The organism is Tindallia texcoconensis (genome assembly GCF_055383815.1).
Genome location: NZ_AP042431.1, coordinates 1353590 through 1368860, shown reverse-complemented (window position 1 = coordinate 1368860; position 15271 = coordinate 1353590). Strand labels below are relative to the sequence as shown.

The following is a 15271-nucleotide window of genomic DNA, read 5'->3' as shown; positions in this document are numbered from 1 at the left end:
AGACAAAATATGTGTTGAAATGAAAACACCCGCCAAAGACAGTTTCCTTTTGATGGAAACGCTTTTAGCGGGTATTTTTTCTGCTTGTCACCTTGATAGGCGCAAGTTTTTCATTGTGCAGAGGTGTCTTTTCCATGAAAAGACAGCAGGTGCTGGTTCATTCACTCCTTTTGCGATTCACGTGTGAGGGTGATTTCCTGGGTTTCCGGATTCCATGAGACAGCTACCTCCAGGGCTTCGCTGATGAACCGCAGGGGTACGAAAGTGCGACCGGGGGGTCGAATCACTGGTGGGGTTTCCAGGGTTAAGGGAATGCCGTTCACCAGGGCTTCTGTTGAGCCGATGGTGAAGATGATTTCGGTATCCTCGCTGGTGATGATCACCTGCTGGTTTTCTGGCTGCCAGGTGACGGCGGCTCCCAGGGCTTCACTGATGAATCGCAGGGGCATCATAGTGCGATGACTGACCGGGTCGATGTAAGGGGCGGCCTCTACAGGTGTTCGGGTGCCGTCGACTTGGCTTTCCAGCTGACCAATGGTAAGGAGAATGCTTACGGGTGAAAGGGAGCCCTTGGAGCTGTCGGTGCCTTCTTGGGCTTCACTGGCTGTCGGGCTGTCAGTGCCAGATGTGGGGGGCGTTTCATTGTTGGCGGGGGTAGAATTGCCAGAACCGCCTCTACCATCTGACGAACCGCCCGATCCTCCCGAACCTCCAGAACCGCCGGAACTATTATTTGAATCGCCGTTATCTGGATCGCCGCCATTATCCTCAGGAGCAGCTTGGCGAGTGATGGTGAAGTGGTATTCCACCCCATAAGTCACTGCTGGATCTGCTGTTTCCGTCGTGACAGCTATCATGAAATCATTCTTCCCCACATCAAGAGGAATGTTTTCATAAGGACTTTGGATGGGTCCTGATGCTCCATTAATGGTGATGACGGAGCCTGTCGGCGCTTCAGGTTTGAGATGAATGTGTTCCAAGCTGTTTGCCACCTGAGCATTGTAACTGTAAAGATGCTTCTCAAATGTAGGAGTTAGCGCAACAGGTGTTGGATTCGTATTGGTTGAAATAATCTTAAGGGCTATCAGTTCCGCTTCTGCGGCCATGTCCACGATGAGACTTTTGTTTTGTACGTCTCCCGGAGTGAACCACAGGAACGTCTCTGGGTGATTCACAGTAAGTCGATGGGCTGTGTCATCCCTTCGGGGAACAAAGAAGCCAACGAGGCCTTCGTTATTGGTGGTATGTGTATTGTCATTGAAACTGATGGCGGTATTGGTCAGGGGAGAGGGGCCATCTACCACTGCCATGCGCAGGTAGGTAAGATCATTGCCACTGTTGTCTTTGATGGTGGTGGTGCCTGTCGCATCAACCAGATTACCCACATGGGCCTCCACACCCTGACCAGTAGCCACCACTGTGGGGTGGCCATCAACGATAATGGTGCTGTTGCCAAACAAGCTCATATTACCAATGCCCACGGCACCACTATTGCCACTCCCCGCGTTGGCAGTCAGAATGCCACCTGTCAGGTGGATGGCATCTCCTTGAATACCAGCACCAGCATTCATAGATCCACTTGATGCACTTCCTCCGGTGACAGTTACATTACCACCTGTTAGGTGAATGGCATCTCCCTGAATACCAGCACCAGCACTTATAGCTCCACTTGATGCACTTCCTCCGGTGACAGTTACATTACCACCTGTCAGGTGGATGGTACCTCCTTGAATACCAGCACCAGCATTCATAGCTCCACTTGATGCATTTCCTCCGGTGACAGTTATATTACCACCAGTCAGGTGGATGGTACCTGAGCCGTCAATGCCAGCACCACCATTAGTCAGAATAGTACCGTCACTACCAGCGACAGTGAGGGAGCCGGTACCGCCAATGGTAAGGGTACTACCCGTCGGCACCTGTACACCAGCACTTCTCACTCCCCCATGCAACGTGTTGTTTCCTTCCAGGGCGAGATTTACCGTGGCGTTGTTTTTTAATTCGAAGGCAGATTGGTTTCCGTACCTATGGATATTGACATCTCCCAGGGTGATATTGGCTATTACGTCATCTGCCACAATTTGATTGTTTCCAGAGCCGATGATGTGGATGGTGTCCGCTTCATACACATGGCTAGTCACGGTACCTTGTTCCACGGCTATCATTCCCGTATGTGGTCCAGTCCCCGGCCTGATGGTTATGGCGCCGGAAAATATGTTAAAACCATCATTGGGTCCGGGTGGAAGAGATGGACCCGGTGGAACCGGTGGAAGAGGAGATTGCCCAATGGCTAGTACTGCCATGGGGGTGATAAGACTCATGATCAGGGCCAGCATCATGATCCAGGCGATTTGTTTTTGCTGTTTCATTATATATTCCTCCTTTGTTGTACAATGCCCACCGTGGAGTGTCCCGCCAACTACCTTTAGGTATCTGCTGCAGTAGATGGTTATGGTTCTTTCTCTTAAAGTGTCGTATTGTTACTATTACCTAAACTTCACCTCAACAATTAAACGTGTTAATCTTTAGTCATTTACGAATAATGTAAGTAGTGTTTTCTTGGTTTTAATAGATAAGATACCCCCTTTAAGCAACAACTTTTTAATTGTTCAACTATCTCCTGATTTTGAAAACACATAGTGACTATGATTTATTTTGCCAATGGGTAAAGGAGCAGATTGGCTTAAATACTGGGAATGCGTATTTGTAATACTAATTCGAGTGTCTACATGTAAAATCATGGTGTGATGCTTTTTTTAGGAGATACAATACCCATCTCTCCACTTTTATCTTGAGATCGTTATTTTTGGAACTAAGGGTTTTAACGTTGTACCGTCACATGATTGTTTCAGTATATCATAAATAGGACGACGAACTGCTAAGCATTCAGTACATATAAGTATTTTGACCTATTAGCACAGAACAAGGATACAGGATGAACAAGAGGGGATCATTTTGCTAAAAAGAGAGGGACAGAAAAGTCGTGCAGGAATAAACCGTGACCGGGTAAAAGGAATCAACGGCCAAATCATGTATTTATTGGGAGGTACGGTTCTTCTAACACCCGAAGGATGAGCTGATCCCTCTCCACTGAGCTCCTGAATAAAAACTTTCCTTTCACGAATAAATTCCTATAAGGTATAATGATCATAAACAGGATTCTTAGAGGTGGTAGTCATCAGATTCTGATAAACAGGATGCTTAAGAAAAAAGAGAAGAATAAGAGAAGAATAAGAGAAGAATAAGAGAAGAATAAGAGAAGAATAAGAGAAGAAAAGAAGGAGGGAACCATATGATGCAGGAAACCTATTATTCATGGATTTTTAAGCGAAAATCCAGTAGAAAGTTTATCCAGGAAGGACTGAAAGAAGAAAGGATTCAATCCATTTTAGAAGCTATGGAAGGGCTGACACCACTGGAAAGTGATATTAAAACAGAGATTAAGATCATGGATGCAGATTCGATGAAAGGCCTGCTGGCCATAAAAGCACCACATTATGTGCTGATTTACTCTGAAGAAAAACCAAACAACTTGGAAAATGCTGGTTTTCTGTTGCAACAAGTGGATTTGATGTTATCGGCTATGGGCATTGGCTCTTGCTGGCTGGGCTTAGGAAAACCGACGGAAAAAGCAGTAGGAAAAGATGGAATGAACTATGTGATTGCACTGGCCATCGGGCCGACGGCTGAACCAGTTCATCGTCAATCAACAACCGAATTCAAACGTAAAAAACGAGAAGAGATCTATCGGGGAAATCATTTTAGCTCTGTGGTGGAAGCTCTACGACTAGCACCTTCCGCCACAAATAGTCAGCCCTGGTTTTTGGTGGAAGAAGAAAATAACTTGCACGCCTTTTGTGTCAAAAAAGGAAAACTGAAAGCCATGTTCTACGAAGAGATTAATCGAATCGACATGGGCATAGGACTATGCCACTTGTGGCTTGCAGGCCTGGCAGAAGGATACGAAGTACATCTCTTTCGTGAAAGGGCTGAAAAAGAACCAACGCTTCCCAACTACGAATATACGTATTCAGCAAGTTTCAAGAAAAATAAATAAAGCTGGAGGAATATCATGAAAAAACGTTTATGGATAGGAATCACCATCCTTCTTTTTACCACTGGATGCCAACCAACAGAACCAACAGAACCAACAGAACCAGTTTCTACAGAGCAGGAGACAGTAATAAGCGAAGAAGCACCAGGAGGCTTCAGCCCGGATTTGATGGAGAAATGGGAACAGGTGCTGGAGCAGCAAGAAAACAGTGCAGCGGCTATAGGCCTTTTTATCAGAGAACATGGTGCCGAAGCATCGGCACAGGAAATGGAAATGATGATCGAAAAACTGGTACTGCATCAGGCTGGCTTGAAGAATCGCTTTCATCAAAAAATTTATTCCCAGGCCTATATGGAAGCCTTAAATCAAACCATGGGAGGAAAGTTAACACCAGAAAAGATAGTAGACATTGAAGAGGAAGAGGTTAAGAGGGATTATCAGGAATTGGTGGATGCCTACTTGACGGTGGTTCGATACGGAGATACTCCAGCGGTAGAAACCGACTGGGAAGCCCTGAAACAGTACGAAGAGGCTGTAACCCAAAGGTTTTCCCGTTGGATTATACTAAAGGATAAAATGCAAAATCATCGATATGGCAGACAAGATACAAACTACGAAGAAATCATCCAAGATATGATCGAAACAGAAAAAATGATTCAATCCAAAGAAGTTTCCTTCCTAACCTGGCAGTTAAAGCAGCTTTATAATCGTCAGATAGCCGCCTTATTTGTTGGGCCGGAAGGCAGTTATATGGAAACCTTTATTCATCAAGACAACGAGCTATATCAGCTATTGGTCAATAATGCATCAGCGTATCCGGATAGCGGATTTGCCAAGTTGGTACAATCCCTGGAAGAAGCAGAAGCTACGGACAGCATGACATTATATGAGATCATCGAAAATGTTCATATCTTTGGGGTAAACGGATCGGCTCAAATCGTGAAAGAACCTATAGAGGGAGGAGAATCCCTTGGGGATCTTAGGTATCTTCATTTTCCTCAGGATCAAGAAAAGGAAAAAGCCGTCAATCACTTGATTAATGAGATCGCAAGTTCTATGGATCTGCCAGAAGAAGCCATTATGGCTAATTCTTTTTACTTTATGAATGATCATTTCTTAAGTTTTTCCATCTCTGCAACCTATACAACGGAAGAGGGTGCATATCAATTTAAGGAAGAATTTGTCACCATTGATTTGGAGGGATTAGAAAGAGAAAACCTGAAAAACATGTTGGAACAAGAGGGAGTAACCGTAGCCTTATCCGATATTGTGGACACAGCACCCGAAGATATTGATCAGTTTGTCATAGGTGGATCCGGACTTCACTTAAAATGGCAGGAAGAAGAACAGGAAAATGATACCTATAAGCGGTTGTGGTTTTCGGAACTGGAAAAGCATATGAGTCTGGATAAGTTATTTCAGTAATGGACTCTTTAGAACCTTTAAAATAGCCCTATCTTTAAAGATTCGGCTATTTTTTTGGTTTCGGAATGGACTGGGTTTGAAAAAATAGTTTTTGTGGATCCTTGTTCAAGGATACGACCCTCTTTCATGATTAAAAGATGATCACTGATAGCGTTTATCAGATGAATATCATGAGTGATAAACAGCATGGAAAGGGAAAACTCCCGTTGTATTTTTTGCAATAACTGAATCATCTGCGCCTGTACAGAAACATCCAGCATGGACGTGGGTTCATCAAGAATCAGTAACTCAGGTTGTAAAGATAAGGCTCTTAGGAGTGCCACCCGCTGTATTTGCCCACCGCTGACCTGATGTGGATATCGGGATAAAATGTCTTCTGTCAGACCAAAGAAGGCCAGGCTTTCCCGAATCTTTTGGACAGCTTCTCTTTCCGGGAGGATTCGATGGAGGCGAAAAGGTTCTTTTAGGCTTTCAAGAATTTTTTTCTTAGGGTTTAAGGCTGTATCCGGATGCTGAAAAACCATCTGGATTTTTCTTCTGTAGGGGAGCCACTCTCTAAAACTGAGTTGGTTAAGGGATACGTCTTGGTATACAATATGGCCGCTGTCAATGGGTTGAAGACCGGCAATGCATCTGGCTAAGGTGGACTTTCCGCAACCGCTTTTACCGACCAATCCGGTGGTTTTTTTGGCATGAAGGGAAAAAGAGACTTCTTGGACCGGTGTGATTTTTTGAGAAAAAGGCCAGCTGCGACCATAGGTCTTTGTAACGTTTGTTAATTTAAGCATATAAGAAGCATCTCACTTTCCGGTGGTTTACAGAAAATAACGGTGGTTTTTCCTGTTGGCACAGAGGCTTTTTGTGTGGACATCGAGGGTGAAAAGCACATCCTGTCGGTAAATGGATTAAACTGGGTGGCATGCCGGGAATGGGTGTCAATGTTTTATAAGGTTGGGCTTCAATAAATCCTTTTGTATAAGGATGAAAGGGTTGGGAAAAAAGATCCTGTGTCTGTCCGGATTCCACGATTTCGCCGGCATATAAAACCAGCAGATGGTCGGCAATATGATTGGCAAAAATCAGGTCATGGGTAATCAGTAAAAAGCCGATATGGGTATCTTGCTTCATTTGCTGGAAAATATGATATACCTCATGGCGAAGCAGTACATCTAAGCCTTTGGTAGGCTCATCGGCAATGATAAATTCTGGTTGTCGGATGGTTGCGGCGGCGGCTAAAATTCGTTGCTTCATTCCACCGCTTAGCTGAAAAGGGTAAGCATCTGCCACTCTTTCCGGATCTGTGAAATGATATCGTTTTAGTTCTTCAAGGATACCAGCTTTAAGATTTTGGCGATGCTTCCCAGCTACTACTTCCCGAAGCTGTCTTTTGATCTTGAGAAGTGGGTTCAGGGAGGTATCAGGATTTTGAGGAATAAGAGCTATTTTTTGTCCTCGTATTTTTCGAATTTCAGAAGCTTTCATCATAAGAAGGTTTTGGTTTTCATAGAAAGCTTCGCCGGAAACCAGGCTATTCTCAGGCAGTAGTTGAAGAAGGGAAAGTCCCAGCACGGATTTTCCGCTGCCTGTTTCACCTATCATTGCGGTGACGCTGCCTTTTTCGAAAGACATGGATAAATGGTTAACGGCTTTTACCAGCCCTTCTTTTGTTTGAAATGCCACCTGTAGATGGTTTACGTCAATACGGTTATTCATCAGATCTCAGCCTTTCTAAAGAAAGGGTTGATCCTTTCTTTCGGAGGTATCAAAAAAGTCTCGAAGTGCATCGCCCAACAGATTGACAGAGAAGCAAAATCCAATGATAAAAATGCCAGGAAAGTACATCAGATGAGGGTCGGTACGCATATAGGTTTTTGCATCAAAGATCATGACACCCCAGTCTGGCTGAGGTGGTTGAAGGCCTAAACCCAGATAGCTTAAAGAGGCAATCGCAATAATGGTTCGGCCGACCTGAGCGGTAAAAAGCACCATAAAAGGGCCAATAATGGTGGGAAGGATATGCCTGAAAATAATATACCCATGACCAGCACCAAGGACTCGAAGACCTTCCACAAAACTTTCTTCTCGTATTTTTAAGATTTCAGCTCGCACCACTCTAGAAAAGTCGGCCCAGGAAACAATTAAGCTGGCGATTAAGATACTCTGGAAGCCGGGTCCTAATATGCCAGCAATAGCCAGCATAAAGCTTAGAGGAGGCAAACTCTGAAAAATCTTTACAAAAATCTGAATGATTTCGTCCAGCCATTTACCAAAATAACCACCAAGAATTCCAAAAAACAAACCAATGATCATGGTGCCACTGGAAGCGACGGTGGCTAAAATCATAGAAGTTCTGCCGCCATAAATAATGCGGCTAAGCACATCCCGTCCCATGGCATCTGTACCCATCAGATGCTCCTTCGAAGGAGGTTGTAAGCGATTACTCATATCCACTTGTACCGGATCGTAAGGAGCAATCCATTCAGCGGTGATGCTCATCAGAATGAGTAAAAGGAGAAAAAGGATTCCCAAAGAATTCATCCATTTTCCAAAGGTGTTTTGCTTCATCCTTGATCACCACCAAGGCGAATTCGTGGATCAATGAGGATATAGGAAAGATCAATCACTAGGTTAAAAAGGACATAAACCACACCAGTAAAAAGGACATAGGCCTGAATCACAGGATAGTCCATGCTCATAATCCCTTCTACGGCATAACGGCCAACACCGGGAATGGCAAAAATGGTTTCTACAATGGCGGATCCACCGAGGATACTGCCAAAATAGTTGCCAATAATGGTTATGACAGGAAGTAGAGAATTTCGTAAAGCATGCCGGTAAAGTACAAAAGCTTTGGTTAGTCCTTTGGCATGGGCATTTAAGATATAATTTTTATGCAACACTTCCAGTAAGGTTGCCCGATTGACACGCATAATCACCCCACTGGTTCCGAAAGCCAGTACCAAGGAAGGAATGATCAAGTGGGAAAATGTCCCATAGCCACTGGTAGGCAGCCAACGCAGATGAACAGAAAAGAACATCATGAGCAGAATGGCGGCCAAAAATCCGGGGGTTGAAATGAGAAGCAGGCTGAAGAGCCTGCCTATATGGTCAAACCAGCTATGTTGATAGACGGCCATGAGAACCGCCAAAGGAATCGAAAGAAAGATGACCAGGAGAAGGGCTGAAATGGATAAGGCCAAGGTTTTAGGCAGTCGATCCCGGAATTCTTCAGCAATGGGGATGTTCGTCATAAAAGAGGTACCAAGATCTCCCTGAAGAATCCCTCCGATCCATTGCTGGTATTGTTTGCCTAATGACTGGTCAAGGCCCAGTTCTATTCTTTTTACGTCAATTTCCTCCTGAGTAGGGGTACTCACTCCGTCGGCACTTAAAGCCTCCCGGGCCGGGTCACCTAAAGCGACCACGCCCAGCAGGAAGGCAATTACCGAAACTCCGATTAAAACCGGCAGGGCCAATACTATTTTTTTCAAAGCATAAGGAAGGGCATAGGTCATGGCTATCTCCAGGAAATGCCGGGTAAATCCACTCCATAAACGGTAGCTTCATAATTTTTAAGGGATTTATGATGCGGTGCCAAGGTTACATCATGAAACATCGGCAGGGTGGAAATATCTTCGGCAGAAATGGTTTGTAATTCATTAACGGCTTCTTTGATGAGATCCAGCTCTGTTTCAACAGCTAGCTGAGCCAGCAATTCATCTACACGTTCATTGGAAAAACCCAAACTATAAGCAATATTGGTACTTCCTTCACTGTGCATAAATCGGTTAAAAATGGTCATTGGGTTTAGATCTGGCAATCCTTGAATATGCAAAGAGATATCAAAGTCTCCCTGTGACTGACGCTCTCGAAAAGCGGCACCATCCATGATGCTGATGCTGGAAGGCAAGCCAAGTTCCGATAAGACGGATTGCAGGTATTCCGCCTGTTCTTTATAAGGGTACCGGTCTAAGGCCCAGGAAGGAACAATAATTTCAAGTTCCGGTGTTTGATCACCAAGGACTTCTGTGGCCAAGGTCTTGGCTTTTTCTGGATCATAGACTGGAGAAATGGGTTTAGCAAAGGGAGAAGCGGCGTTGAGAATGTTGACGGTAGGTTCTGGATAACCGTTATAAAACTCTTGCACCAGCAGTTCTCGGTCAATGGCTAAACTAAGGGCTTTTTTCATCTTCGGATCATTAAAAGGAAACCGTGTTCCATTACAAGACAAGTAATGAGAAATGGTTGATGGCTGGTAAGAAAGGGCAAAACGATCATCGTCCAATAACTGTTTGGTTAATTCTGGTGTTAAAGCGCCCAAATCTAAAACGCCCATGATTTCTTCGGCTTTTAAGGCAGCAAATCGAGTCTGTGGATCTGGAATAATTCGAATTTGAATATTTTTCACCTGAGCTTTTTCGCCATAATAATCTTCGTTGGCTTCCAGCTTTACATATTGGTTCCTTTCATGTTCCACCAGCCTGAAAGGACCTGTTCCCTGAGCAATCGTCGTAAAATCCGTTGTTTCGTCAAAGGAATCCGGACTATACATGGCACTGCCAAAATTAGCCATATTATAAGGAAGCAAGGCAAAAGGTTCTGAGAAAATCATTTTCACCTGATGGTCCTCTATTTTTTCGATGGATTCAAAATGGGGATATACAGCATCGAAATGGAAGGTGTAGAAGGAGGAACTTTTTCCATGCATGTTTGAATAGCGATCATAATTGGCAATGACCGCATCCGCGTCAAAAGAATGACCGTCATGAAAAGTGACACCTTCCTTTAGGTGAAAAATCCATTCCGTAGCATCTTCGTTGCGTTCCCAATGGGTTGCCAGCTTAGGAGCTGGTTGCTGATCGGGTCCGATGGCTACCAGAGGTTCCCATACGGATAAAATGGAGCTCATGTAAAAAGCATCCTCCGGACCTGGGGCGACATCTCTTGGACCAGCCAACACAACCTCTTTTTCATAGAGATCCTTTTCAACTTCCTGAGTGAGTTCAACTTCCTGTGAGGTATCCGAATCAGCATCCGTTGATCCGCCATGGCATCCGGCTAAGAGGAAAAAGCTCATAAGCCCGAGAAACATCACGGTCCATAATATTTCTTTTCTTTGTTTCATCATGGTACATTCCCTTCTTTCGTCTTTTTTTCTCTTTTTAAGAGTGGAGATGGAGGATACTACTACATGCTAAGGGCATCAAAAAAGCCCCTTAGCATGGCTACTAAGAGACTTTCTCATCTTAAGTCTTCCTAAAAAACGCAAAGGTTCTGCGTCGTCTTTTTCAAGGCAGGTCTCCTGGCTCGCGCATCATTCTCCTCCCAGTCTTCCCAGATTTCTCCAGTGACACTTTAGGGATTCGTCTTCGCTTACAGTGGTGAGTCCGCACTGGTTTTTCACCAGTTTTCCTATTCTCCCTTGTATCCTGTTGAGGATAAGGGCACCTGAAAAGATGATAATAGTGTACCCTTTATGAAAGATCCTGTCAACGGGATGGAACTGGCGGCCAGCCATGCAATGGTATTCATAAACGGCGGACCAAGGTGGAACAAAGCTAATTAACGAAAGAATCGGAGAGGTCGTTTATACGCCACCAGCAACTGAAACGGAGATAAGAAATTTACTAGGAAACCTAGAGGGATATATCAATGAAGAAGATGAAATTGATGCGTTGATTAAACTAGCTGTAATCCATTATCAATTTCAAAGTATTCATCCATTTTATGATGGAAACGGACGTACTGGAAGAATCATAAATGAGTTGTTCCTGGTAATGAAAGGATTGTTGGACTCGTCAATTTTATATCTAAGTAAATATATACTATCAACAAAAGAAGATTATGATAGACTTCTAAAGGATATTCATAATAAGGGAAATTGGGAAGACTGGATACGATACATTCTAAAGGGAATCCAAGAAACGTCTGAAAAATCATTGAATATATTGAGGCAAATAAATGAGTTTATGGAAAATACGAGTAATGAAATAAGAGAAAAGCATCCCAAAATGTATTCAAAAGAATTAGTTGATATCTTGTTTGTCGAATTTTATACAAGGATTAACAATGTTGAAGTGGGATTAAATGTGACTAGAAAAACAGCATCGAATTATCTTAAGGAGCTTGTAGAGTCTGGAATACTCGAAGTTGAGGTAAGAGGAAAAGATAAATTGTTTATAAACAAGAGATTATTGAAAATCATGAAAGGGATGTAGACAGACGATCCGGTAATAGCGGGAACGGTTAGATAAAATTCAATAGTCTCACAGGCATGAAAAAACTCATTCCTAAGAATGAGTTGCTATAAAAAATTCAAGAATTCATCAAGTTGTATATCCGCTTGCTCAAAAATACTTTTTAAGGTCTCTTTTGCAATTTCGTCATGCATAGGTATAATCACTACTCTTGTAGGAATACCGAACTTCTTATATTTTGCATGGCTGCCTTTTGAGAAACGTTACGAAACTCAATTTTTTCTAACGCTTTAATATTTTTATTAGGTGATAATACAGGATATTTAGAACTCATGATAATCCAATTATCTTCTTTTTGAACAAGGACAGTAACTTTAATACTCATAACAAGGCACCTCACTGTATAGGTTTAGTGATTAATATCATAATGGATTTAGAAATAAGCATATTTTACTGTTAGGGTCAATTTATTGAACATCATCTAACAAGCCATTCAACAAGGGGAGGCTCCTGATGAGCCTCCAGGGCATCATAGTGGGATGACTACACTTCAGAAGAAAGAAGAACCTTTGATCATTAGTGACAATCGGATGCAGCATCGATGGTTCGCCATTTAGTTGTTTCTTCAAACTGCCATTGATCCGGGCGAGTGACCCCATAAATAACTCGACTGTGGCCAATAGCATAGCCAATAATACTGCCGAGAGTAGCAGGAACACCTAGTTGTAGACCTACCATTTCGATCAGCATGATGGCAGCCGCTACAGGAACATTGGCAACACTGGCTAGACTGGCAGCCATACCAGCAATTACCAAAGAAGCATTAAGACCGGCATCGGCAACTAAAATCGAAGAAAGCAAATTACCAGTAATGGCACCAAGAAATAAAGAAGGAATCACTAATCCTGCACTACCGCCAGACGCTACGGTGAAAGAAGTGGCTAACATTTTTCCTACTAATAGAAAGCACAAGAAAGCGATGGGAAAACTTCCGTTAATCATACCTTGAATCATAGCAGTTCCAGTTCCTCCAACGTCAGGCAAATAAAAAAGAAGGATTCCTGTTAAAATGCCACCAAGAATAGGATGCGCGCCTTTACGGGGGAGTTTTGTAAATAATTTTTGGATAGAGCCAAAGAAGGTCATAAATAAAAGAGAAACTACTCCAGCCAGTATCCCTGTAAGAATAAACCAGTGGACATTCGTCACATCCGGTGAATAGGAAGGTGCATAGAAAAGCGAAGTGGAATCGGAAAAAACACCATAAATGACAAAACCCATGGTAGAGGACAAAATAGCAGGAAAAAGATCGCCATAATGAAGCGAGGATTTATACAGAACTTCCACCACAAAAATACCCCCACCTAGTGGCGAATGAAAAATGGCACCAATCGCACCAGCTGCTCCACAAATAGTGAGAATTCTTTCATCTTCTTTATGATAAAAACGATTTAAGAGAGGGATGCGGGAAAAAATATCCCCAATGCTGCCACCAATGACCAACATAGGTCCTTCAACTCCTCCGCTTCCTCGAAACCCAAGAGTAACTGTTGTTGATAAGATTTTACTCAGCATGGTTTTTCCAGCCAGATATTTTTTGTCATGATTGACTTCGTAAATATAGTGATCGGTTCCAAAACCAGCGGCAATTGGATCCCAAAGCAGGATAATGGATACCATAATTCCACCAATTACAGGTGCAAGGGCAAGTGGAAGAAATCGGCTGCCAGATTCCATTAAATGAATCGCCCGTTGAAGAGCTACCGCCGATATACCACCGCCAAAGCCCATAAAGGTAGCAACGATGAGCCATTTTGACATATACTTTCCAATGTAAGGAAGTGTTTTTCTCATGATCAGAGCCTCTTTTCCAGATAGTTCTATCCTTCAGAAATCCATAGAAACTAGCTATAAGCTTAGTTTTTTAAGGATTTCAGATGGTTTTAAGCAATTCAGCTCATCATTCTAACATAAAAAAAACGAAAAGGATATACATCAAAAAAGTAAATCAATTTTCAGACTTACCAAGCTCTGCTCCTTTCCAAAGAAAAGCCTAAGGACGCGCCTAAATAACCGAATAGCCTAAGGATTCAATTATCTCGATAAAGACTATGCTATACTAAGCTTATCCGGAAATACTCCTCACGACAGATCACAGTTTCTTTCTGTCAAAGAAAATAAGGAGTAGGTAGTGCCGAAAGTATATTCGCAAAATTCTATTCACAAGAAGGAATGGAAAGGGAGTGAAAGGATGCATACGAAACCGAAATGCTTGTTAGTCGTTTTCTTGTTAGTCGTTTTAATGGTATTTTTGCATGGCTTTTCCGTGTATAGTCAACCACCGGTATCCGTCCTTGTCAATGGTGTACCAGTTAACTTCGATGTCAATCCCATCAACCTAGAAGGCAGAATTCTTGTTCCCCTACGAGGGATATTTGAGTCTTTGGGCGTAAGTCCTCAATGGGATGAGAAAACTCAAACAGTGACGGCACAAACAGAAAGCATTCAGGTAACGCTTCCTATCGGAAGTAAACATCCTACCGTCAATGGGCAGGTAGTGGAACTGGATGTAGCGGCGATGATCCTTGATGGAAGAACCATGATACCGACCAGGTTTATTGCCGAAAGCCTGGGCGCTGCCGTTGATTGGGATGAAACCAGTCGTACCGTTGTCATTCGTGGATCATCAGTGGAAAAGACAGAAGATAGTATCCGTGACAAAGCATATATTCATGAAAAGATGGGATTTCACCTCACCATTCCATCCCACTGGGAAGGTCGATACCTTATCGAAGAAACAGAGGATTCCGTCTCCTTCTATAGCCAAAGTGTACGAAATGTAGAAGGCTTCCAGTGGGGCGGATGGTTGTTCACTATCTACCGAACAGAGGATACACCAGAAATTCGCGAACAAATCAAGGAAGGCATTACTCCTTCCGAAATTATTGCCGAACAACATGGGTTTTTGTTTAAAAAGATAGGCCCTTCCGATGTTCAGTTCCCTCATGAAAATCAAAGGGTCACAGAGGAATATTTTGCCTTGTATGACGAAACTCACCGTATTACCGACACGTTTACTTTTGTGTTTTTTGGAGATCGATAGGATTCCAACAAACTAGTAGAGACGCTAAAAAGCTACAGAGACCCGTCTCCACTGAGCCCGTGAGAGAAACATCCTTGTATTCTACTTTATCCTAATAATTTGCGAGCTACTTTGCCAACCCCTTCAGCGAAGAATACCAGCAGGATGATAGGCCATCAGAATTATGGTGATTTGAGAGTAGTCAAAGGAACTCATGCTGAGACGAAATTGTTTTCCAAGGCTTCCAGTGCCAATGAATCCTAAAATAATGGTGGTTCGAAGGATTACATCCCATCGATAGACCATGTAGGTCATAGAGCTTGGTAAAACCATGAGAAAAATTCCGCACAGCAGTTTCTTCCCATTGCTGGCGTCTGAAGCATGTAAGTTTTGGATGGGTTGACTATCCAGATTTTCAATGACTTAGGAACAAAGTGTACCCAAAACTCCATCATTATAGATGGTTAAGGCAATGACCTCAGGGATGACACCTGGTCGAAAAATGAGAATAAT

The 15271-nt window shown here is 43.1% G+C and carries 14 protein-coding genes and 1 riboswitch; of the genes, 4 read left to right on the top strand and 10 right to left on the bottom strand.

Translation table 11 applies throughout. From position 1 onward, the window contains the following. Nucleotides 1–161: 161 nt before the first annotated feature. Nucleotides 162–2369: a stalk domain-containing protein gene (locus tag ACZ47N_RS06305; protein WP_464888284.1), complete on the bottom strand. Its 2208-nt coding sequence runs from the start codon at nucleotides 2367–2369 to the stop codon at nucleotides 162–164. A gap of 923 nt (nucleotides 2370–3292) precedes the next feature. Between ACZ47N_RS06305 and ACZ47N_RS06300 the strand changes: the two genes are divergently transcribed. Both ACZ47N_RS06300 and ACZ47N_RS06295 read left to right on the top strand, forming a co-directional pair. Then, on the top strand, nucleotides 3293–4057 hold the full coding sequence (locus ACZ47N_RS06300) for a nitroreductase family protein (protein ID WP_093315140.1): 765 nt from the start codon (nucleotides 3293–3295) through the stop codon (nucleotides 4055–4057). 15 nt (nucleotides 4058–4072) lie between these two features. Further along, nucleotides 4073–5479 (top strand): hypothetical protein, encoded by a 1407-nt coding sequence (locus ACZ47N_RS06295; RefSeq protein WP_464888283.1) that lies wholly within the window; start codon nucleotides 4073–4075, stop codon nucleotides 5477–5479. Nucleotides 5480–5496: 17 nt separating this feature from the next. On the opposite strand, the gene ACZ47N_RS06290 is transcribed toward ACZ47N_RS06295, so the two are convergent. From ACZ47N_RS06290 to ACZ47N_RS06270, 5 genes are read right to left on the bottom strand one after another with little or no spacing between them, the layout of a single operon-like run. Further along, entirely contained in the window at nucleotides 5497–6267 is a 771-nt protein-coding gene (locus ACZ47N_RS06290; RefSeq protein WP_464888282.1) for an ABC transporter ATP-binding protein, read from the bottom strand. Further along, nucleotides 6260–7192: an ABC transporter ATP-binding protein gene (locus ACZ47N_RS06285; protein WP_464888281.1), complete on the bottom strand. Its 933-nt coding sequence runs from the start codon at nucleotides 7190–7192 to the stop codon at nucleotides 6260–6262. Before ACZ47N_RS06285 ends, ACZ47N_RS06290 begins: the two co-directional genes overlap by 8 nt. A 15-nt stretch (nucleotides 7193–7207) precedes the next feature. Then, entirely contained in the window at nucleotides 7208–8044 is an 837-nt protein-coding gene (locus tag ACZ47N_RS06280) for an ABC transporter permease (protein WP_093315148.1), read from the bottom strand. Beyond that, entirely contained in the window at nucleotides 8041–8994 is a 954-nt protein-coding gene (locus ACZ47N_RS06275) for an ABC transporter permease (RefSeq protein ID WP_464888280.1), read from the bottom strand. The genes ACZ47N_RS06280 and ACZ47N_RS06275 overlap by 4 nt, the downstream gene beginning before the upstream one ends. 2 nt (nucleotides 8995–8996) lie before the next feature. Next, a complete protein-coding gene (locus ACZ47N_RS06270) occupies nucleotides 8997–10607 on the bottom strand; it encodes an ABC transporter substrate-binding protein (protein ID WP_464888279.1) in 1611 nt (536 codons plus the stop codon). A 147-nt stretch (nucleotides 10608–10754) separates the two neighbouring features. Then, nucleotides 10755–10946, bottom strand: a riboswitch (cobalamin riboswitch). Nucleotides 10947–11040: 94 nt separating this feature from the next. On the opposite strand from ACZ47N_RS06270, the gene ACZ47N_RS06265 reads away from it, so the two are divergent. Then, complete coding sequence (locus ACZ47N_RS06265) at nucleotides 11041–11697, top strand: Fic family protein (RefSeq protein WP_464888419.1); 657 nt, start codon at nucleotides 11041–11043, stop codon at nucleotides 11695–11697. Between the two features lie 86 nt (nucleotides 11698–11783). Here ACZ47N_RS06265 and ACZ47N_RS06260 read toward each other — a convergent pair whose 3' ends face one another. From ACZ47N_RS06260 to ACZ47N_RS06250, 3 genes are all read right to left on the bottom strand, one after another. Next, nucleotides 11784–11882 (bottom strand): type II toxin-antitoxin system HicA family toxin, encoded by a 99-nt coding sequence (locus ACZ47N_RS06260; RefSeq protein WP_464888278.1) that lies wholly within the window; start codon nucleotides 11880–11882, stop codon nucleotides 11784–11786. Next, nucleotides 11882–12061, bottom strand: a complete 180-nt coding sequence (locus ACZ47N_RS06255) for a hypothetical protein (protein WP_464888277.1) — start codon at nucleotides 12059–12061, stop codon at nucleotides 11882–11884. Before ACZ47N_RS06255 ends, ACZ47N_RS06260 begins: the two co-directional genes overlap by 1 nt. Before the next feature lie 191 nt (nucleotides 12062–12252). Continuing rightward, complete coding sequence (locus ACZ47N_RS06250) at nucleotides 12253–13530, bottom strand: chloride channel protein (RefSeq protein WP_464888276.1); 1278 nt, start codon at nucleotides 13528–13530, stop codon at nucleotides 12253–12255. A 397-nt stretch (nucleotides 13531–13927) separates the two neighbouring features. Here ACZ47N_RS06250 and ACZ47N_RS06245 point away from each other — a divergent pair, with 397 nt between their 5' ends. Next, nucleotides 13928–14779 carry a copper amine oxidase N-terminal domain-containing protein gene (locus ACZ47N_RS06245; RefSeq protein WP_464888275.1) on the top strand — a complete coding sequence of 284 codons (852 nt, stop codon included), beginning with the start codon at nucleotides 13928–13930 and terminating at the stop codon, nucleotides 14777–14779. 123 nt (nucleotides 14780–14902) lie between these two features. On the opposite strand, the gene ACZ47N_RS06240 is transcribed toward ACZ47N_RS06245, so the two are convergent. Beyond that, nucleotides 14903–15091 carry a hypothetical protein gene (locus ACZ47N_RS06240; protein ID WP_464888274.1) on the bottom strand — a complete coding sequence of 63 codons (189 nt, stop codon included), beginning with the start codon at nucleotides 15089–15091 and terminating at the stop codon, nucleotides 14903–14905. Nucleotides 15092–15271 lie beyond the last annotated feature (180 nt).

Bases quoted from the DNA above. Each gene is read 5' to 3' on its own strand.
- ACZ47N_RS06290 (WP_464888282.1), bottom strand. From the start codon at position 6,267: ATGCTTAAATTAACAAACGTTACAAAGACCTATGGTCGCAGCTGGCCT.
- ACZ47N_RS06270 (WP_464888279.1), bottom strand. From the start codon at position 10,607: ATGATGAAACAAAGAAAAGAAATATTATGGACCGTGATGTTTCTCGGG.
- ACZ47N_RS06250 (WP_464888276.1), bottom strand. From the start codon at position 13,530: ATGAGAAAAACACTTCCTTACATTGGAAAGTATATGTCAAAATGGCTC.
- ACZ47N_RS06295 (WP_464888283.1), top strand. From the start codon at position 4,073: ATGAAAAAACGTTTATGGATAGGAATCACCATCCTTCTTTTTACCACT.
- ACZ47N_RS06305 (WP_464888284.1), bottom strand. From the start codon at position 2,369: ATGAAACAGCAAAAACAAATCGCCTGGATCATGATGCTGGCCCTGATC.
- ACZ47N_RS06240 (WP_464888274.1), bottom strand. From the start codon at position 15,091: ATGGTTTTACCAAGCTCTATGACCTACATGGTCTATCGATGGGATGTA.
- ACZ47N_RS06245 (WP_464888275.1), top strand. From the start codon at position 13,928: ATGCATACGAAACCGAAATGCTTGTTAGTCGTTTTCTTGTTAGTCGTT.
- ACZ47N_RS06255 (WP_464888277.1), bottom strand. From the start codon at position 12,061: ATGAGTATTAAAGTTACTGTCCTTGTTCAAAAAGAAGATAATTGGATT.
- ACZ47N_RS06275 (WP_464888280.1), bottom strand. From the start codon at position 8,994: ATGACCTATGCCCTTCCTTATGCTTTGAAAAAAATAGTATTGGCCCTG.
- ACZ47N_RS06285 (WP_464888281.1), bottom strand. From the start codon at position 7,192: ATGAATAACCGTATTGACGTAAACCATCTACAGGTGGCATTTCAAACA.
- ACZ47N_RS06300 (WP_093315140.1), top strand. From the start codon at position 3,293: ATGATGCAGGAAACCTATTATTCATGGATTTTTAAGCGAAAATCCAGT.
- ACZ47N_RS06280 (WP_093315148.1), bottom strand. From the start codon at position 8,044: ATGAAGCAAAACACCTTTGGAAAATGGATGAATTCTTTGGGAATCCTT.